Annotated in this window: 21 protein-coding genes; 5 read left to right on the forward strand and 16 right to left on the reverse strand. The window is 68.0% G+C overall.

The genetic code is table 11. From position 1 onward, the window contains the following. Positions 1–40 precede the first annotated feature (40 nt). Entirely contained in the window at positions 41–2,482 is a 2,442-nt protein-coding gene (locus JEQ17_RS02015; protein WP_200393540.1) for a SpoIIE family protein phosphatase, read from the reverse strand. A 145-nt stretch (positions 2,483–2,627) separates the two neighbouring features. On the opposite strand from JEQ17_RS02015, the gene JEQ17_RS49850 reads away from it, so the two are divergent. Both JEQ17_RS49850 and JEQ17_RS02025 read left to right on the forward strand, forming a co-directional pair. Further along, entirely contained in the window at positions 2,628–3,032 is a 405-nt protein-coding gene (locus tag JEQ17_RS49850) for an aldehyde dehydrogenase family protein (protein ID WP_234048005.1), read from the forward strand. A gap of 78 nt (positions 3,033–3,110) precedes the next feature. Continuing rightward, complete coding sequence (locus tag JEQ17_RS02025) at positions 3,111–3,449, forward strand: carotenoid oxygenase family protein (protein ID WP_200393541.1); 339 nt, start codon at positions 3,111–3,113, stop codon at positions 3,447–3,449. Here the strand turns inward: JEQ17_RS02025 and JEQ17_RS02030 are convergent. After that, positions 3,426–4,310 (reverse strand): IclR family transcriptional regulator, encoded by an 885-nt coding sequence (locus JEQ17_RS02030; protein WP_325176234.1) that lies wholly within the window; start codon positions 4,308–4,310, stop codon positions 3,426–3,428. The genes JEQ17_RS02025 and JEQ17_RS02030 overlap by 24 nt on opposite strands. A gap of 395 nt (positions 4,311–4,705) precedes the next feature. Here JEQ17_RS02030 and JEQ17_RS02035 point away from each other — a divergent pair, with 395 nt between their 5' ends. Genes JEQ17_RS02035 through JEQ17_RS02045 form a run of 3 tightly spaced genes read left to right on the forward strand, consistent with a single transcriptional unit; the run spans position 4,706 to position 6,970 of the window. Next, positions 4,706–5,254, forward strand: coding sequence for a flavin reductase family protein (locus tag JEQ17_RS02035; RefSeq protein WP_200393543.1), 549 nt, complete (start codon positions 4,706–4,708; stop codon positions 5,252–5,254). Beyond that, positions 5,251–6,186, forward strand: a complete 936-nt coding sequence (locus JEQ17_RS02040) for a fumarylacetoacetate hydrolase family protein (protein ID WP_200393544.1) — start codon at positions 5,251–5,253, stop codon at positions 6,184–6,186. The genes JEQ17_RS02035 and JEQ17_RS02040 overlap by 4 nt, the downstream gene beginning before the upstream one ends. A 16-nt stretch (positions 6,187–6,202) precedes the next feature. Beyond that, positions 6,203–6,970: a cupin domain-containing protein gene (locus JEQ17_RS02045; RefSeq protein ID WP_200393545.1), complete on the forward strand. Its 768-nt coding sequence runs from the start codon at positions 6,203–6,205 to the stop codon at positions 6,968–6,970. Between the two features lie 41 nt (positions 6,971–7,011). On the opposite strand, the gene JEQ17_RS02050 is transcribed toward JEQ17_RS02045, so the two are convergent. From JEQ17_RS02050 to JEQ17_RS02115, 14 genes are all read right to left on the reverse strand, one after another. Beyond that, positions 7,012–8,148, reverse strand: coding sequence for an IclR family transcriptional regulator (locus tag JEQ17_RS02050; RefSeq protein ID WP_325176235.1), 1,137 nt, complete (start codon positions 8,146–8,148; stop codon positions 7,012–7,014). A 27-nt stretch (positions 8,149–8,175) separates the two neighbouring features. Continuing rightward, positions 8,176–8,817: a 3-oxoacid CoA-transferase subunit B gene (locus JEQ17_RS02055; protein WP_200401247.1), complete on the reverse strand. Its 642-nt coding sequence runs from the start codon at positions 8,815–8,817 to the stop codon at positions 8,176–8,178. A gap of 23 nt (positions 8,818–8,840) precedes the next feature. Beyond that, a complete protein-coding gene (locus JEQ17_RS02060; protein WP_200393547.1) occupies positions 8,841–9,575 on the reverse strand; it encodes a CoA transferase subunit A in 735 nt (244 codons plus the stop codon). A gap of 28 nt (positions 9,576–9,603) precedes the next feature. Then, entirely contained in the window at positions 9,604–10,311 is a 708-nt protein-coding gene (locus tag JEQ17_RS02065; protein ID WP_200393548.1) for an SDR family NAD(P)-dependent oxidoreductase, read from the reverse strand. Beyond that, entirely contained in the window at positions 10,304–10,720 is a 417-nt protein-coding gene (locus tag JEQ17_RS02070; protein WP_200393549.1) for an SRPBCC family protein, read from the reverse strand. The genes JEQ17_RS02065 and JEQ17_RS02070 overlap by 8 nt, the downstream gene beginning before the upstream one ends. Before the next feature lie 46 nt (positions 10,721–10,766). Continuing rightward, positions 10,767–11,417 carry an NADPH-dependent F420 reductase gene (locus tag JEQ17_RS02075; RefSeq protein WP_200393550.1) on the reverse strand — a complete coding sequence of 217 codons (651 nt, stop codon included), beginning with the start codon at positions 11,415–11,417 and terminating at the stop codon, positions 10,767–10,769. Beyond that, positions 11,414–12,172: an ABC transporter ATP-binding protein gene (locus JEQ17_RS02080; RefSeq protein ID WP_200393551.1), complete on the reverse strand. Its 759-nt coding sequence runs from the start codon at positions 12,170–12,172 to the stop codon at positions 11,414–11,416. Before JEQ17_RS02080 ends, JEQ17_RS02075 begins: the two co-directional genes overlap by 4 nt. Continuing rightward, on the reverse strand, positions 12,169–12,945 hold the full coding sequence (locus tag JEQ17_RS02085) for an ABC transporter ATP-binding protein (protein ID WP_200393552.1): 777 nt from the start codon (positions 12,943–12,945) through the stop codon (positions 12,169–12,171). Before JEQ17_RS02085 ends, JEQ17_RS02080 begins: the two co-directional genes overlap by 4 nt. Positions 12,946–12,947: 2 nt before the next feature. Beyond that, positions 12,948–14,936, reverse strand: a complete 1,989-nt coding sequence (locus JEQ17_RS02090) for an ABC transporter permease (RefSeq protein ID WP_200393553.1) — start codon at positions 14,934–14,936, stop codon at positions 12,948–12,950. A 29-nt stretch (positions 14,937–14,965) separates the two neighbouring features. Then, positions 14,966–16,213, reverse strand: a complete 1,248-nt coding sequence (locus JEQ17_RS02095) for an acyl-CoA dehydrogenase family protein (protein ID WP_200393554.1) — start codon at positions 16,211–16,213, stop codon at positions 14,966–14,968. A gap of 108 nt (positions 16,214–16,321) precedes the next feature. Next, the gene (locus JEQ17_RS02100; RefSeq protein ID WP_200393555.1) at positions 16,322–17,650 is read right to left on the reverse strand and encodes an ABC transporter substrate-binding protein; all 1,329 of its coding nucleotides are present in this window, start codon (positions 17,648–17,650) and stop codon (positions 16,322–16,324) included. Positions 17,651–17,778: 128 nt separating this feature from the next. Next, complete coding sequence (locus JEQ17_RS02105; protein WP_200393556.1) at positions 17,779–18,078, reverse strand: DUF6295 family protein; 300 nt, start codon at positions 18,076–18,078, stop codon at positions 17,779–17,781. 23 nt (positions 18,079–18,101) lie between these two features. Next, complete coding sequence (locus tag JEQ17_RS02110) at positions 18,102–18,857, reverse strand: dienelactone hydrolase family protein (protein ID WP_234048006.1); 756 nt, start codon at positions 18,855–18,857, stop codon at positions 18,102–18,104. Positions 18,858–18,888: 31 nt separating this feature from the next. Then, entirely contained in the window at positions 18,889–19,347 is a 459-nt protein-coding gene (locus JEQ17_RS02115; RefSeq protein ID WP_200393557.1) for a VOC family protein, read from the reverse strand. Positions 19,348–19,366 lie beyond the last annotated feature (19 nt).

The raw sequence follows: 19,366 nt of genomic DNA on the forward strand, positions 1-19,366 counted from the left end.
CAGACCCAGGAGCCGTAGACAGCAGGCCAGGAAACACGGCCTACAGAGTTGCGCTGTCCCATACGGCGGCATAGGCGGTGTCCTGCGCCGCAAGGGCTGTTGTCGATTCCTCCGCCCAGATGGTCTTGCCCGTCTGGTGGTAACGGCTTCCCCACCGTTTGGAAAGCTGGGCCACCAGAAACAGCCCACGGCCCCCTTCGTCGCCGACCCGCGCACGCCGTAGCCGGGGCTGGGTGTTGCTGCCGTCCGTGACCTCGCACACCAGCGTCGCGTCGTCGTGGAACAGGCGCAGGCCTACGGTGCCACCGGCATAGCGAATCGCGTTGGTGACCAGCTCACTGACGATCAGTTCGGTGGCGAATGCCATGTGATCGAGCTCCCAGGCGGCCAACTGCCTGGCGACGGCCCGGCGTGCGTCGGCCACTGCCGCGGGATCGTCCGGGAACGTCCAGTCGGCGATGTCGGACGCGGGGACCCTCTGGGGGCGGGCCAGGAGAAGCGCCATGTCGTCACGGGACGGCGTCTCGGTGTGCTCACCCATCACAGCGTTACCGATGTCCTTCAACGTTTCGTCGTGGCGGCACAGCGACGAAAGTCTGTTCAGAAGTTCTCGGATGCCCCGGTCGGTGTCGTCAGACCTGGCACGGACGACGCCGTCGGTGTAAAGAGCCAGCGTGCTGCCGGGTTCCAGGTCGACTGTGGTCACCTCGAAAGGCATGCCGCCAACTCCGAGCGGTGGCCCTGGCGAGACAGTGATCAGATGGCCCGTTCCGTCGGGCGAGATCACCGCAGGGGGCGGGTGTCCCGCAGCGGCCAGGGAGCAGGTACCGGAGACCGGGTCATACAGCGCGTACAGGCAGGTGGCGCCGATGCTGTCCTTCAGACGAGGATCGGTCTCGTCAGCGAGTTGCTGGACGAGATCGTCGAGATGGCTGAGGAGCTCTCCGGGTGCGAACTCCAGGTCGGCCAGGGTGTGGATGGCGGTCCGCAGGCGCCCCATGGTGGCAGCCGCGTGCAGTCCGTGCCCGGTGACGTCACCGACGACGAACGCCACTCGCAGCGACGGCAGGGGGATGACGTCGAACCAGTCGCCACTGATGTCCGCCCCGCCGCCCGCGGGTATGTAGCAACCAGCCGACTCCGCCGCCGTGGTCCGCGTGACGGCCCTGGGCAGCAACCGCTGTTGCAATGCGACCGCGGCCCGATGCTCACGGGTGTAGCGGCGGGCGTTGTCCAGGCTCAGCGCGGCGCGCGCGGCGATGTCGAACAGGAGGTCCTCGTCCTCCTGCTCAAACGGCTCGGGCCACTCGGTCCGCCACACCACGACGAAGCCCAGGAGATGATCACGCGCAAAGAGCGGAGCGACGATCACCGAGTGCCCTTTCGCGGGCATCATCGACCGGATCACCTCCGGATCCTTGAAGAGGTCCGCCATCTCCCGCCGCGTCGTATTGAGGACCGTGTCGCCGTGCAGGGCCCCCTGGCGCACCTGGGGATCGTCCGGGAGTTCCGGGATCACACCGCCCACGGGGATGAGCTCGGCGGGCCAGGGGCCGACGGCCGAGGCCACCGCCACTCGGCGCAGGGACCATTGGCCGCCAGGAAGGACACCCTTGGGCATCTCGTCGCCTTCGAGCACAGGATCGGCGATCTCTACCATGGCCATGTCCGCGAGGGCCGGCACGAGCACACTCGCGATGTCCTGGGCTGTCCGGGTCACGTCCAGCGAACCACCGATCCTGGCCGACGCCTCGTGACTCACCTCGGTACGGCGCCGGGCGCGCCACTGCTCTGTGTTGTCGCTGAAGAGCGCGGCGACCCCCGTCGCGCGGCCGCGCCCGTCCTCAAGCCGGAATGCGGACACGGAGAAGGACCGCTCCCGCTTCGACGCGTCCCTCGCACGCATCCGCTGTTCCCCCGCGACCTGCGCCACCCCGGTCGCCAGTACCTGACGCAACCGCGCCTCGGCCTCGTTCGCGTCGTCCGCGGAAATCACGTCTGCCAGGTGATCGCCCACATGCAGGCGAGGCCACCCGTACATCCCCGGGGTGCCGTTGGTGCGCACGACCTTCAGTCCGGTGTCGAAGAGAACGATCCCCATTTGCTCCTGAGCAAGCAGGGCATGCAGGAAGGCCGCACTCTGTTCCCACACCCCTGGTTCCGGTGCCGGCGTCACCACGAGGACGACTTCGGAGGAGCCGTCCAGAGGCTTGGCGGCGACAGTAAGTTCGACCGGTCCCCCGGAGCTGTGCCGGAATCGAATCGGGCCGCGGCCCGTGAAGGGGCGACCATTCTCCGCAACGACGCGGCTCAGTTCGGAGGGATCTTCGAGCAGCGCAGCGATCGGCCGCCCGCAAACCTCCGCGGCCGTGTATCCCAGCAGCTCAGCGGCCGTACTCGAGAACCGCCGCACGACTCCCGCGCGGTCGAGCAGGATGACTGCCACCTCTCGGGCCGCGCCGCGCTCACTCAGGTTTGCCATGAGCCACCTCAACTGTGGCGGACGCCGCGCTGTCTCTTCAGTATGTATCCGTGGCGCCTACACCCGCCAACGGACGGCACCTGTGCTCCGCGTATCACGGGGCACACATATCGGAGCCGCCACGCCCGCCGACCTGGACAGAGCCGTGACACAGGCCGCACGGGCCCGGCGCGCGTGGGGCCCTGCCGTACAACGAGCGAGCGCAGGTGCACGGCATGCCGGAGCCCTGTTCGAGAAGCACCAGACGGGCATCGCGGACGGGATCGTGCGTGAGTCGGGAGCCCTGCGCCCGTTCGCGGAGTTCCAGACCTCGAAGGGCGCCGCCGAGGAGCGCTACGAGGCCGCAGCCCTCACGGCGGCCCTCTTCGGCGTGATACTCCGCTCGGTGCAGGACCGGCTGTCGTTCTCTCGGCGACGGTCCGTGGCCGCCCTGGGCGTGATCGCTCCGTTCAACGTGCCGATGGTGCCGGCCCTGCAGGCGGTGGCACCGACACTGGAGCGGCGCCGGTGGACGGACGACCCCGGGTACCGGCCAACTCCGGGCCGGTGAGGCGATCGCCACGGCCGCGGCACAACCCCTGAAGCGGGTCCACCTGAGGGTGGGCGGCGCTGAGGCACCCGCTGGGTGATGACCGACTCCATGAAGTTCGAGGTCGAGCAGGGCCACGCCGTCCACAGCGGCTTCGCCAACAGCGCCGGTACAGCGCCCCTCCCCCCACCGCGCTCCCTCAGGAAGAACGTCGCCAATACCGACGTCGGCATCTTCGACGACCACTTGCTCGTCTGCTGCGAGGGCGGACTGCCGTACTCGAAGCACCCCGAAACGCTGGAGACGTACGGCAGTTACGACTTCCACGACGGCGTCGACGTCCTGTGCACCGGCCGCTACAAGACCGACCCCGACAGCGGCGACATGCTCTTCTTCGCCGCCACCGGACGTCGGTTACTGCGTCGGCTCGAACGATGAGGAAGGCAGGTCTCCGGTCGCGGTCAGGCGGTCGGACATCTCACGCGCGACCGACTGCAGTTGCTGCACCAACTCCGCGTCCTGAGCCGGGTCCAGCTTCCCCAGACACACCATGGCCGCCAGGGGACGCCCACCCGAATCCAGCACCGGGACCGCGATCCCGCGGCCGGTGTCGAACCTCTCGAAGTTGTCGACCGCGTAGCCCTGCGCCCGAATCTCCTCGAACTCGCGCCTCATCCGGTCGAGATCGGTGATCGTGTTCCGCGTGAAGCGCCGCAACTCCTCGACCCCGAGGACGTCACGCACCTCGTCCTCCGGCAGATACGCCAGCAACAGCTTCCCGTCAGCCATCGCATGCGCCGGCTGCGGATGCCCCGGCTCGAACTCGAGGATCTCCGTGTTGACACCGGCCGAACGTGCCAGCTGCACCGTCTTGGCACCGACGAGCGTACTCAGCACCGCGTCGTGACCCGACCACTGGGCAACCCGGGCAAGATACATTCGGCCATCGTGCACGACAGGGTTGGTCACGAGCGCCACACTGCCTATGCCCACGGCCCCCATCCCCAGGCGATACTTGCTGGTCCGCGAGTTCTGCTCCACCCATCCCACGCTGACGAGCGTCGCCACCAACCGGTGGACACTGGCGGGCGAGAGCCGTACGAACTTGGCCAGCTCCACGATGCCCATCGGGTACGGATGCTCGGTCAGCGCCCTCATGATGCGAGCCGCACGCTGGACCGCCCGGACATGCCCGACATCCCGGCCCTCGCCGGACGAGGCGGCTGAAGACGAGCGTTCTTCGTTCACATGTCCTCCGATCCACCTCAGGATACTGATCCGGAGCCGCGCTCGTCGCACCTGGCTCGGACCGCGATCTCAAAGGGCCTCCGATCGGGACCGGTTGCCCTCCATGCACCGAGCAATGAGCGTCTCGCGAGGTGAAGCGTGTCGCAGAAGGGTGCCTTGGGGCAGGTCAGAGACGCGTTTGGGACGGTTGGGTTCACAAAGGAATGCCTGCGCTGTCGGCCGATCGCCGAGACCGTCCGGGACACGTAGGCACGGCTTGACCGGGACGACGAGCGGGACCCCGAGCGACGCCGTACCGCCCGGCCCGAGGCCGCACCGGCGTCACTGCCCGCAGGGCTCTCCGACCCCCCTTCGACCTCCGCACGAACGATCCCTCACCACCCTTGACGGCCGTGGTGCGCCTTACTACATTTACGGAATCAGATTCCGGCAGATGGAATAACGACATGTCACTGCAAAGCAAACGAGTCGCAGACACCTCCGTTCCCAAGCACATCGACCCGAGCGAGTTCCGGAACGTACTCGGCCATCTCCCCACGGGGGTGGTGGTGCTCGCCGCCGACGCCTCCGGTCAACCTGTGGGGATGGCGGCCAACTCGATCACCTCCGTCTCGCTCGACCCGCCCCTGATCGCCGTGTGCGCCGCTCGAACGTCGAGCACATGGCCGCTGATCCGGCGCGAGGAACGCTTCTGCGTGAGCGTGCTGGCCGCGCATCACGAACACATCTCACGGCAGTTCTCGCGATCCGGCGCGGACCGATTCGCCCGGATCAGCTGGCACCACCGCGACACCGGGCCGGCGCTCGACGATGCCATCGCCTGGATCGACTGCGAGCTGGTCGCGGAACACGACGCCGGCGACCACACGATCGCGGTGGCACGGGTACTGGACCTCGCCTCCGCACAGGACGGACGGGCCCTGGTCTTCTTCCGAGGCCAGTACGGCCGGTTCGTACCGACCGGCTTCGAACCATCACGAAGGGAAAACGGATGAAGCTCCTGTTCTTCAATGACTTCCGGCTGGGCGTATTCGACGGCGACTCCGTCATCGACGTAAGCGGCGCTGTCGCGGACATGCGGCCGACGCACCCGCAGGAACTGCTGACGGCCGTCATCACACGGTGGCCGGAGTTCGAGGACAAGATCCGGCAGGCGGCCGATCAGGGTACCGGCGTCCCGCTGGACTCCGTCCGTGTCCGGCCTCCGGTTCCGAGGCCGCTGAACATCGACTGCATGGCACGCAACTACATGGAGGGCGCCACCGAGCGTCCCCCCATCAACGGCTTCCCCAAGACGCCCAACTCGATCGTGGGCCACGGCGACCAGATGGTGCTGCCCGACATCCCCGCGACGGTCTTCGAAGGGGAGGCCGAACTCGCCGTCGTCATCGGGCGGCGGGCGCAGAACGTCTCCGTCGACGAGGCGCTGGAGTACGTCTTCGGGTACACCAACCTCATCGACGGCTCCGCCCGGGGCATCCCGCCCCGGCAGAACGCCTTCTACCAGATGAAGTCCCGTGAGACCTTCTGTCCGATCGGCCCGTTCCTGGTGACCGCCGACGAGGTTCCGGATCCGCAGAACCTGCCGGTCCGCCTCTGGACCAATGGCAACCTGATGCAGGACTTCAACACCGACGACATGGCCTACGGCATCGCCGAGTCGATCGCGTTCGTCTCCTCGCTGCACACCCTCGAACCCGGTGACCTGGTGGCCACCGGAACCACCCATGGCGGCCTGCACCCGTTCATGCACGGTGACGTCGTCGAACTGGAGGTGGGCGGCCTGGGACGGCTTCGCATCGACGTGCACGACGACCTCAAGCGCACCTGGAAGCGGGAGACGCGTCACGACCGTGCCCTTGCCGGCCTCGACGGCACACCGACCCAGCTGAGCGGCAAGTACACTCCCGAAACGGTCCAGGCCTGAAGTGCGCGTACTGCACGTGACTGACGTCTCCGGAGCCGCGGATGTGCGTCAGGTCCTCCTCCCTTACCGCGATGCTCGGGACAAGGGGCGGCCGTACGACGTCATCCCGGCATCGGGGTTCTGGCTCGCCCGGCTTCGGGCAGACGAAATGCCCGCGTTCCCAGCGCTCGGCTGTCACTTGGTCGTAGTGCTGTCCGGTCGTATCGAGCTCTCCGTCAGGGGAGAGCCCGCGAGCGAACTGGAGCCCGGGGACGTTGTCTGCTTCGACGTCGGCGCTTGCGACGACGTCGCGCTCAAGTGGCCGGACGACGCATGGCTCTTCTTCGTCTCCACGCCGGGATGGGTGCCGGAACCGGGCTGTCACGAAGTCGGGTCCCGTCACGACCCCCGCCCCGGTCGCCCCCTTCTCACCTGGATCCGCGACGACGACGGGCGATCGCGCTCCGAGCCCTTCCGGTGGCCGTACCCTCTGGGCCCGGTACCGCCCGTGGACACATGGCCGGCATCGATCGGGGCTTTCGTCACCCGGCGTGAATACGGATCGGAGGGCTACACCCCAGGGGTATGGCACAACGGCCCGCGACGGCAGTTCGGCATCACCCTCAACGGGTGCGCCGAGAACGAGACCGGGGACGGCACCGTCACCCGCCCGGTGACCGGCGACGTGGCTCTCATCGACGACGTGACCGGGGCCGGCCATGTCACCCGCGGTCTCGGAGACCGATGGATGATGTTCGTGACGGTCGCTCCCGGCGACCTCGGCGAGCTCACCCCGGAACTCTGACCGACCCCGCACCATCGAGGTACGGGCCGCCCCCGAATCAGTCAGCCACGGCCAGGATCGGCGCGAACCACGGACTGCGTCGGCTCGAACGATGAGGAAGGCAGGTCTCCGGTCGCACTCAGGCGGTCGGACATCTCACGCGCGACCGACTGCAGTTGCTGCACCAGCTCCGCGTCCTGAGCCGGGTCCAGCTTCCCCAGACACATCATGGCCGCCAGGGGGCGCCCGCCGGAATCCAGCACCGGGACCGCGATCCCACGACCGGTGTCGAATCTCTCGAAGTTGTCGACCGCGTAGCCCTGCGCCCGAATCTCCTCGAACTCGCGTCTGATGCAGTCGAGATCGGTGATCGTGTTCCGCGTGAAGCGCCGCAACTCCTCGACCCCGAGGACGTCACGCACCTCGTCCTGCGGCAGATACGCCAGCAACAGCTTCCCGTCGGCCATCGCATGCGCCGGCTGCGGATGTCCCGGCTCGAACTCGATGATTTCCGTGTTGACACCGGCCGAACGTGCCAGCTGCACCGTCTTGGCACCGACGAGCGTACTCAGCACCGCGTCGTGACCCGACCACTGGGCAACCCGGGAAAGGTGCATGCGACTGTCCTGCACAACAGGGTTGGTGACAAGGGCCACGCTGCCTATGCCTACGGCCCCCATCCCCAGTTGATACTTGCTGGTCCGCGAGTTCTGCTCCACCCATCCCACGCTGACGAGCGTCGCCACCAACCGGTGGACACTGGCGGGCGAGAGCTGCACGAACTTGGCCAGCTCCACGATGCCCATCGGGTACGGATGCTCGGTCAGCGCCCTCATGATGCGAGCCGCACGCTGGACCGCCCGGACATTCCCGACGTCCCGGCCCTCACCGGACGAGGCGGCTGAAGACGAGCGTTGATGGTTCACATGGCCTCCGGTCCATCGCAAAATGCTGAGAATACTGTTTCGCCGCTGCACTCGTTCCGCCTGCCTCGGACAACGGCCCGGCTGGTCATCTCGGAGGCCCGAGATCGTCTCTGACAGATGAAGACGCAAGCAAACAGGGGAAGTACCCGCAGACCGGCCGCGTCGTCCATGCGGAACATGGACGACGCGTAGTTCTGCCGGAAGGACCTCGTGCCGGCGCTGTCTGTGACCTCCCGGAGAGCCAACCAACCGCCTGCCCGACGAGGCACGCACGAAGAGTTCGGAGGCTGTCGGTCCGAGTCAACCCCCCTCACGGCTGTCGGCGAGCCGGGGCGACACGACGACCGGAGCCGCCGTGGCGCCCAGAACCAGGTCGAGACCAACGCCCGGGGCCAGCTCGACCAGCTCCAGACCCTGTGCCGTCACATCCAGCACACCGAGATCGGTGATGATCCGGTCGACCACGCCGCGGCCGGTGAGGGGGAGGGTGCACCGAGGCAACAGCTTGGGCGAACCGTCCTTGGCGACATGCTCCATGAGGACGATGACACGACCGGCGCCGTTCACCAGGTCCATCGCCCCACCCATCCCCTTCACCATGAGGCCCGGGATCATCCAGTTGGCGAGATCTCCGGTGGCCGAGACCTGCATTCCGCCGAGGACCGTGGTGTCCACGTGCCCTCCGCGGATCATGGCGAACGACATCGACGACGAGAAGAACGCCGCACCGGGCAACGTGGTCACCTGCTCGGTACCGGCGTTGATCACGTCAGGGTCCCCCTGGCCGTTGTCGGGGTACGGCCCGACGGCCAGGACGCCGTTCTCGCTGTGAACCACCACATGGATGCCCGACTCCAGGTACTGGGGTACCTGGGTGGGCAGCCCGATGCCGAGGTTGACGCACTCGCCGTCGCGCAGCTCCCGCGCCGCCCGCGCAGCCATCTCCTGTCGGGTCCGGCCGACCTTCACTCGATCCTCCCGGCGCCCACGGCGATCACTCTCTGGACGAAGACCCCCGGCAGGTGCACCGCGTCGGGATCGATCTCGCCGGGTTCCACGACCCGGCCCGCCTCGACCACCGTGACGCGCCCCGCCATCGCAACGTCCGGATTGAAGTTCATCGCCGCGGCATGAAAGACGGCGTTGCCATGACGGTCCGCGACCGCTGCCCTGACGAACGCGTAGTCGGTGACGATGCTCTCCTCCAGAACGAAGTCCCTGACGCGACCTCTCACCGTGAAGGTGCGGACCTCCTTCGCCGGCGACGCCACGAGGACGTCGCCGCCTGCGTCGTAGCGCCGAGGGAGTCCTCCCTCGGCCACCACCGTGCCCACCCCGGTCGGAGTGAAGAAGGCCGCGATCCCCGCACCGCCGGCACGCAGGCGTTCGGCCAGCGTGCCCTGGGGCGTCAGTTCGACCTCGATCTCGCCGGCGAGGTACTGGCGGGCGAACTCCAGGTTCTGGCCGAAGTAGGACGCGATGACCTTGCTGATGCGGTGCTCTTCGAGCAGGCGCACCAGCCCCGCACCGTTGATACCGCAGTTGTTGGTCACGACGGTGAGGTCCTTCGCGCCGTGGTCGAGCAGCGCCGCCACCAGCTCCCACGGGACACCTGCCGTCCCGAATCCGCCTACCGCGATGCTCGCTCCGTCGGGGATGTCCCGGACAGCCGCAGCGGCGCTCTCGACTACTTTGTCCACGGCGTGCTCTGTCTCCTCACCCTGTCGTTCACCGCAGCACCAGTCCCCCGTCCGGGCAGATGGTCTGCCCGGTGAGAGCCTCGGCCTCCCGTGAGGCGAGGAAGCCCACGACCTCGGCCACGTCCTCGGGAACCAGACTCCGTGGGAGTGCCTGCCGCGAGCGGACGCCCTCGGCCACGTTCGAACCCAGTCCGGGTTCGGACACCGGGGGCGGCGTCATGCCGGGCGCCACACAGTTGACGGTGATGCCGTCTGTGCCCAGGGAACGAGCCAGAGCCCGCGCGGCGCCGATCAGGGCGCCCTTGGTCATGACGTACGGGAGCATGTCCGGCACCGGCGGCGGGTCGAAGAACGTGTCCGACACGACCATCACGACCCGGCCGAAGTGATGCTCGGCCATGCTCGGCGTCAACTCCTGCAGGAGCCAGAGCGGAGCCTCGACGTTGACGGTCATCATCCGGCGCATGAGTGCGGCATCGAGGTCGGGCAGGGCGGCTCGCTCGAAGTTGACGCCGGCGTGGACCAGTACGTCACAGCGTCCGTGCCGCTCCAGCACCGTGCGGGCCACCGCACGGACCTGCTTCTCGTCCGCGAGATCGACGGCGTCGTCCCCACCCCGGTCAAGGACGACGACACGGTGGCCCCGTGCCGTCAACGCCTTGACGATCGCACTGCCGATGAATCCAGCGCCTCCGGTGACAAGCGCGACAGGCGCCCCGCCATCGGCCTCACCCATTGAACTTGGCATCGAGACCGGCGAGCGCCCCGTCGATGTCGGCCCCGATCCCGGCGCGGGCAGCGTCCTGCATCGGGTCGGGCACATCGACTTCGATGGCGTACTCGACGTCGCTGTTATCGCCGGACCCGGTCACGGTGAACGTCGCGGCGAGCTTCTTCATCGGCGTCTTCTGGCCGGGGACGAGCTCGTAGGTGAGAGTACGTGCCGCGTCGTCCTTGGCGGAGATCCGGTCGAGCACCGAGTCACCGCGGGTGAAGTTGACCAGGCGGTCGCCGTCGGGGCGCAGTTCGACGGAGGCGATGTGCGGCTGCCACGCGGCGTAGCCACCGAAGTCACTCACGAACGCCCACACCTGGTCGGCCGGGGCCTTGAGTGCTATGGACTTGCTGACGTTGACAATGGCCATGGTGTTCTCGCTTTCCTTGTGAGGGGTGTGCTTGGTTCGCCGGGTACTAACGCACCTGTTCAAGTGCCTTTGCCAGGCGGGCCCGGGCATCGGTCGGCGTGATCATCTCGAGGGTTCCGGCCAACGGGCCGGACATGCCCTGCAGCCAACCGCCGGTGTGCAGGCCACCGGTGTCGACGGCTTCCCCGCCGATGCCGGCGATGAGCGCCCCGACGAGCGACTTGGCGGCGGCGTCGTCCCCGGCGATGTAAACGGCGTTGTCCTCGCCCGCCGACGATCCGAGGCCCTTGACCAGGAACGGGATGGGCGTGGTGTTGAAGGCCTTGACCAGCCGTGCACCGGGCACCAACTCGGCGACGACCTCGCTCGAGACGCGGTCCCCGATGTCGATGAGGCCGTCGGGGCCGGGCTTGGTGCGGTTGTTGGTGGTGTCGACCACCACCACGCCGGACCAGTCCTCGACCACCGACACCGCCGCCGCGGTCCTGCCCCAGGGTGTGGCCAGAATGACGAGGTCGCTCCCCGCCACCGCGCCGGGGACATCGGCCGCACTGGCGTGCTCACCGAACCGGGCCGTCAACTCGGCCAGCGACTCGGGGCCTCGCGAGTTCGCGAGCACCACGTCGTGGCCGGCCTCCACGAAGAGACCCGTGAGTGCCTGGCCCATGCGGCCGGCCCCGATGATTCCAATTTTCATTGCAGTTCTCCGTCTCGTTCCTTTTCACGGTCAGCTGTGGGCGTCCACTCCTGACCACCCAGGTAGCTGGCCTGGATCACACTGCGGTCCCGGCGCAGTACCGCGGCGTCGTGGCTGTCGCTGCCGGCACCGTGGGCCATCAGGTAGGCCCGGTCGGAAATCTCCAGGGCGAGGTGCACGTGCTGCTCAACCATCAGGACGGCGCAGCCGCTCTCGTCGGCGTAGGTCCGGATCACCGGCAGCAACTGCTCGACGATCACCGGAGCCAACCCGAGACTGAGTTCGTCGAGCACCAGCAGCGAGGGCCTGCGGGCCAGGGCGCGTCCGACCGCCAGCATCTGCTGCTCTCCCCCGGACAGGACCCCCGCCCGTCGGTCGGCGATCGCCGGCAGTGCCGGGAAGTACTGGTAAGCCATGTCCGGGTCGATTCGCTCGCCGCGCGGTCCGAGTCTGAGATGTTCGGCAACGGTCAGCCCTCGGAACAGTCCCCTGTCGTCCGGGACGTGCGCGATGGCGCGGCGCGCTCGTGCGGCGGGGGTCAGTCCGGTCAGGTCCTGCCCGTCCATCGACACGGACCCCGCGGAGACTTTCACCAGACCGGAGAGGGCGCGCAACGTCGTGGTCTTGCCGGCCCCGTTGGGGCCCAGCAGGGCCACCACCTCGCCCTTTCCGACCTCCAGATGGACGTCGCGAACGACATCGACGCTGCCGTAACCGGCGGTCAGCCCCTTGATGCGCAGTACTGGTTCGGTCACGGTTCCTCCCCGACCTTGATGTCGTCGGAGGCGGCCGATCCCAGGTAGGCGGAGACCACCTTGGGGTCACGGCGCACGTCCGCCGGGCGGCCCGTGGCGATGACCCGGCCGAACTCGAGGACGACCACGTGGTCGCATGTCGCGAACACGAGGTTGATGTCGTGGTCGATGAGCAGCATCGGAGTGCCCTGATCACCGATTCGCCGCAGTTGTTTGCCGAGCTCCGCGCTCTCGTCGGTGTCCAGGCCGGCCGCGGGCTCGTCCAGCAACACCACTTTCGGGTCACCCACGAAAGCCCGGGCCATGCCGACCAGCTTGCGCTGCCCTTCCGAAAGCTCGCCGGGCATCGCCTCGGCGAGGCCCACGATGCCGAGCGCCTCCAGGGCGTGGCCCACCGAGGGCTTTGCCGCGTCGCCGTTGACCACCAGCTCACGGAGCGTCGTCAGGACCGTGGGCCGACGGGCGGCGACAGCCAGGTTCTCCGCCACGGTGAGGGCGTCGAAGAGTTCCACGGCCTGCCACGTCCGGCCGAGTCCCGCTTGGACTCGGGCGTGTGGGCGCATCCGCCCGACGTCACGGCCGGCCACCTCGACGCTGCCCGTGCAGCGCGCGAAACCGGTCACAGCGTCGATGAACGTGGTCTTCCCTGCCCCGTTGGGGCCGATCAGGCCCACGATCTGGCCGGGACCCACCTCTATGTCGACGTCGGAGAGCGCCTGCACCCCGCCGTAACGGACGTTGACACCGCGGGCGGACAGAACCGGACTCGACATGTTCACACACCTCCCTGCGGCTTGGCGCCCACGACGGACAGCGCCTTGTCGGCGCGTGATGCACGCGCACGTCGCTCCCGCTTCAGCGCCGTGGACACCAGCAGTCCGTCGGGGCAGAACCTCAGCTGGATGAGCAGACCGGCCCCGATGATGAGCTGCATGTAGATGGAGACCCGGTTCTCCGGCAGGACCCAGGTCTGGAGGATGAGCGGGATCACCGCGCCGGCTGCGCCGAATCCGGCGAGCACCGCCCCCTGGCCCAACGTCACGCCCAGGACGTAGACACTCGCGACCAGAGCGAGGGCGGTCATGGTGTCGTAGCTGTTCGCCGACACCGTGCGGAAGCCGTAGGCGTACAGCACGCCGGCGACGCTGGCCAGGAAGGACGCGATGGCGAAGCCCTGGATCTTGACGGCCCGCACGTTGACGCCTGCCGCCGCGGCGGCCCGTTCGTTCGAGCGCACGGCCAGCATGCGGCGGCCCAGGTCTCCCCTGCGCAGATTCGCCACGAACAGGTAGAGCAACACGGTCACGATCAGGGCCAGGAAGCCGAAGACCGGGCTGGGCTGCGACCCGTCCAGGCCGCGGAAGGAGGCGTCGGTGCCGAGGTTGAAGCCGAACAGTGTCGGTGACTCGACAGCAGCCCCCGTCTGGCCACCGCCCCAGTCCGGGTTGGCGAAGATGAACTGTTCGATGGCGATCGCGGCAGCCAGTGTCACCACGACCAGCGTGACTCCCCGCACCCTCAGCGCACTGGCCCCGATGAGCACCCCGAGCACGGTCGCCGCGGCGATCGCCAGGACCGGGCCCAGGGGGAAGCCGATGCCGTACTCGGCCCCCAGGTGCGAGAGCGCGAATCCCGCGACTCCGGCCAGCGCCAACTGGACGACCGAGAGCTGACCGACGTAGCCCATGATCACCACGAAGGAGAGACACAGGACGGTGGCCACCAGGCCGGTTGTGACGGCCTGTCGGAAGTCGGAGGGAAGCACCACGAGCGCCACGGCACACGCGATGGCCACCGGGGCGACCCGTACGACGAGCCGGTCCTGGTTGGGCACCATCGGTAGTGACCGTTCCACCAGGTCGCCACGGAGCGGAAGGCCGGAGCCCCGCCACCACAGGGCGATGACGATGAGGAGGAACTCGGCCAGCTGCTGCACGCCAGGAATGGCGGAGCCGTTCTGGGTCGGGAACCACGACTCGTTGGACGCCTGGTACAGCAACGACTCGCTGATCCCGATGAGCAGGCTGACGGCGCACGCGATGCCGAACGAGGTGAACCGCGCGAAGAGCGCCGCGGCCAGCGCCGGGATGATCAGCAGAGGCAGCGTCGTGGCGCTGAGCCCGACGATCGACGCGGCCAGCACTCCCACGAACCCGGTGGCCACATGCCCGAGGACGGAGTTGCCCAGCGAGATGGCGTCCGGCGACAGCCCGGCGAGAGCGGCCGAACTGTCGCTCTCCGAGGCGGCCCGCGTCGCGAGCCCGAAGCGGGTGAAGCGGTAGAGAGCCGCGAGAGCGCCTGTCAGCACCACGACGATCCCGGCCAGGATGAACTGCGCTTCGGGCACCGCCACACCGAAGACGGACACCACGTCACTGGTGAGCACCGCCGGGCTGTTCAGCGGCGAGGTGCCGAAGATCAGCAGGACCAGCGCCTGAGTCAGCAGCAGAACACCCAAGGACGCCACGAGCTTGGCGAGCGGGGAGGCATTGCGCAGCGGTCTCACGGCCACCAACTCCACGACCACGGCGTAGAGGGTCATGAACAGCAGCGTCAGGATGATCGCCGGGACGGTCTGCAGCGCGAACCCGAAGAACCCGGTTCGCAGGGCCCAGAACACATAGCCGGCGACCATGACCGTGGCGCCCGCCGCCAGGTTGATGGAGCCGCTGCCTCGCCAACTGAGCACCACACCCAGCGCGATGCCGGCGATGACCGCGCCCGAACCAAGCCCCAGCAGCGCGAAAAGAACAAATGTCTCCATGAACTTTCTCCTTCGGCCGTGCCGCCGGCTCAGACGAGCCCGTCGGCCTTCAGGCCGAAGTGCTCCTGGGCCAGCGCGGTGGCGAAGGTCTCCCACTGCAGCCCGACATTGGTCCGTGCCGTGGAGATATCCCGGTAGTACCGCTGCATACGCGAGCCGTTGCGCCCTCCCTCACTGGTGCCGGAGGTGCGGAACAACAACTCGACCGCTTCCCAGGCGAGGTTGACGGCGTGGTGGGTGCTGGCGTGGATCCGCATCAGCCGCTCCGGGGCGAACCCCGTGTCGTCGACAACCGCCTCCCGGCAGAGTTCCATGTAGAACTCGCTGCTCCGCAGGAGCACGTCCTCCGCCGCGCTGATCTTGCCGCTGGCCACACCCCAGTGGCGCTGGTAGTCGGCCGTCTGGAACCGCGGAACGCCGTGTGGTCCCGGTGTCCTCTTGACGCGGATGATCCGCTCGTACTCGTCCAGCGCCGCGTAGGCACAGCCCACCAGCACCGACGTGATCTCCAGTTGGAGGTAACCCATCGAGTGCCCGGCGTACATGGGATTCCCGTGCAGCCGGTACCCAGGCGTCTCCGGCTTGCCGGCGAACCCCAGCGGGTTTCCCCGGACGACGAACTCGTCGGGCACCACGGCCCCGTCGACCTCGATGCTGTTGGATCCACTGCCGCGCATCCCGAACGAACGGTGCCGCCAGTCGTCCATCAGCGTCCAGTCCGCACGCGGCACCAACGCCAGACCCTGGGCGCCCGTCGGGCCTTCGCCCTCGTCGAGGCGGACCGCGAGGATCGCATGGGTGGAGTACGGCGAACCCGAGCAGTAGTCCCACGTCCCGGCGATCCGCCACGAGCCCTGCTCGGTTCGCGTGGCCGTGCCCATCGGAATGCCGCGCATCGGTGCGGCGAAGTCCCCGTCGGGCCCGATGGCCGCGGCCTGGGCGGCCTCGCCGTAGAGCCCGCCGATCTGCAAGCCGTGCCCGGCCGCGAGGCACAGGCCCCAGCCGCTTCCGGGACATCCGCGGGCGATCTCCACGATCACCCGCAGGAACGTGGGTACGTCGAACTCGTAACCGCCGTACCGGCGGGGCAGGAGGGTCCGGTAGAAGCCGGCCTGCCGGAAGAGCTCATGGGTCTCCGGCGAATAGGCGCCTCGCTCCTCCGTCGCTTCCTGCTCGTCGAGCAGTCGGTCCCGGAAGGCCGCCGCGTGTTGCACCAGGTCTTCGGGGCGCGGGTTCGGCTCACGGGGCCGGATCGTGGCGCTCGCTGGGGCGCTCATGCTGTCTCCTCGTCTTCGCCCGCCGTCGTGCGGGCATGGGTGGTCTGCAGGGGGTCGATCGTGCGGTTGTGGTTGTGTGTATGACGTGCCGTTACGTGCCTTCGGCCGTCAGAGGCCGGATGGGGTGATCCAGTCGGTGGCGGCGGAGAAGGTGTTGCCGCCGGTGTGTTCGAAGACCCGGCTCTGGGCGCCGCAGAGTCCCGGCTGGTCGCTGTAGGCACCGCACTTCACCGTCTCGCTGCCCAGGAGCATCGGACCCGTGAACGACTCGGCGGCCTTGGCCACCGTCTTCGTGGTCGCGTCCGCGCCACCGGCCGCGTTGAGGAACTTCGTTGCCGTCATGACCAGGCTCCAGGCGAGCGTCGCGTCGGAGTCGCTCTGGGCGTCCGCGTTCAGCGAAGCGGCCTTCGACTGCTTGAGGTAGGCCTGCACGTCACTGAGGGAGGTGTCGGCGACGTTGGTCTGCGTCGACAGCTGCAGCCACTTCGGCGCTTCACCGCCCAGTCCTTGTGCGACCGCGTTGGAGAAGCAGAAGGAGCCCGTGGACACGATCGGAGCCTTCACCGACAGGGAGTCCAGCGCCTTCGCCGCCGAGACACAGTTCGGCGGCGACGACACCAGCGGTACGACGGCGTCGGCCGTCTGGACGCCGGCGGCGACCGCGGCCGCGGTGAGATTGGTCGTCGACGGGTCGAACCCCACCGCCTTGAGCTTGATGCCCAGCTTCTTCAGGTCCTTCCGGAGCACATCCACGCCGTCGATGCTCTGTGCGTCCTGCGGGTAGAAGACGGCCACGTTCTTGGCCTTGACCTCGTCGTCGAGGTAGGTCGCCAGCCCTCCGAAGATCGAGTTGGGGTTGCCGTTGAAGATGAAGACGTTCTTGCCCTTGGCGTCCGGTGTGCTGATCGAGTTCGACATCATGATGGGCTTGCTGCCCTGGATGACCGCCCGCATGGACTGACCGCCGTTGATCAGCGTGCCGACGAGGACTGCTTCGATGTCGTCGTCGTTGGCCATCTTCAGTCCGCAGGAGTTGCCCTCCTGCTCGCTGTCCACCACGTAACAGGTGCTCAGCTGGAGCGGATGACCGTCGATCCCGCCGAGTTTCTCGTTGATGTACTTCACCGCCGCCTGAGCACCAAGTGTGGCGTTCGGGTACTCCAGCGACCCGCCCTGCTGGTTGACCCATCCGATCCTGACCGGCGAGAGGCTGGTGTCGGCCGCCCCCGACTTGCCACCGGTGTAGTCGGCCGGATCCGTCACCGCCCAGGGATCCGCGGAGCTGGAACTACGGGGAGAGGTGCTCCCACCGGCTGTGGCGGCGGTGTCCGAGTCGGCGCACCCGCCGGCGACCAGGCCGAGCACCACGCTCAGTCCGGCGGCAGTGATCCTCGCGCGCCGGCCGACCGGAATGCCTGCATACACGTTCTTGGACATCTACGACTCCTTGCTTCCCGCAAATCCGTCCGGGGGCGGCCGTGGACCTTCAAAGGGTCCTATGCGGAATTTGATTCCGCTAGATGGAATGCGGGGAACGTAACAGCGTGACCGGGACCACACAAGAGTTACGACACGGTTTCCTGTTCCGAACCCGCCAGGGCATGCCGCTGGGCCGCGAGATCCGCCTGGGCCTCCGGGCTTTCGAGGGCTGCCGTGATGGCTCGCACCAGTTCCCACGCCGAGGCGGCGCTGAGCTCGATCCCAACGCGAGCGCCCACGCCGGCGTCGGGGTCGACGAAATCGATGATCAACGCGTGGTCGTACGCGGCACTGACGGGGTGGTCGTAGAACACGTTGGCCCGCGTCACCTTCAGCCAGTCCGGTACCCCGCGCGCAGCTCCGGCGATGCCGATCTGCTCGGTCATCCATGTGCACATGCCGGCCTCCTTCAGCGCAGGTGCTCGTTGTAGAACTCGAAGACCCGCTCCCACCCGTCCACGGCCTGCTCCTGCCGGTAGTTGGGCTTGTCCGAAGCGAAGAACGCGTGACCGGCACCGTCGTAGCGGAAGAACCTGAACGACTTCCCGTGCTTCGTCAGCACGCGTTCCATCTCGTCGACCTGCTCCGGGGTGGGGTTGAGATCTTCGTTGCCGAAGATCCCCAGAAGTGGCATCGACATGTCCGGCGCCCTGTGGATGACGCCCTTCGGTGCCGGGCCCGGGCGACCGGGATCGGGGGGTTGCGGGAAGATGCTCCCGCCCCAGCAGTCCACCGCCGCATCGAGCGAGGGCACGTCGCAAGCCGCCAGGAACGCCTGCCGGCCGCCGGAGCAGAAGCCGATCACCCCGACCTTGCCACTGGCACCCGGCTGCGCCCGCAAGTACGCTGCGGCGCCGGCGGTGTCGCCCATCACCTGTCCGTTCGGCATCGCCTTGGCGAGCCCCTCCGCGCGAGCAGCGGCGGCGACGTCCGCCCAGTGCCCGGGACCGCGCCGGTGATAGAGGTGCGGAGAGATGGCCGTGTAGCCCCGGGACGCGAAGCGCCGCACCACCTCCTTGCACCACGGGTCAAGTCCCGGTGCGTGGTGGAGGACGACGACTCCGGGGGTGGGTTCGGTGGTCACGGGCCGGGCGAGGTAGCCCTCGATTGCGGTGTCCTCGTGACCCCGGAAGCCGACGACCTCGACGATCATTCCTTCTTTCAAGGGAGTTCTCCTCCCTGGAGGCCCCGCCCGGTCACGCCGAGGCCTTCATGTCGTCCAGCACCCCGAGGAGCTCCGCCTCGGACAGGAACAGGTCGATCGGCTGGCTGAAGGGCTGCGGCCAGTCGATGCCCGTGTGCCAGTAGACCTCGACACGGTTGTCCTCGGGGTCACGGAAGTAGCAACCGATCGCGTTGCCATGGTTGTTGACGTGGTCGATCGAGTACTTCCGCTCGACGATCTGCGCGTAGAACTCCCGCAGGTCCGTCAGCGACTCGACAACGAAGGACAGCTGCTGCGGGTCGGTGTGCCGCTCCTCGTTCTTCGCCAGAAGCAGCTCGTGGTGCTCCTCGCCGGGACGCGAGCTCAGGAAGACGCGCCGCTCGTCGCGGTCGGTCACGGTCATACCGAGGAAGCCCGAGTAGAACGCGAGCATGACCTCCGGATCGGTGACGAACAGACCGACGTGGCCGAGACGGGTGACCTTGGGCATGGTGGATCTCCTTTGTGTG

Source organism: Streptomyces liliifuscus (genome assembly GCF_016598615.1).
Taxonomy (GTDB): Bacteria; Actinomycetota; Actinomycetes; order Streptomycetales; family Streptomycetaceae; genus Streptomyces; species Streptomyces liliifuscus.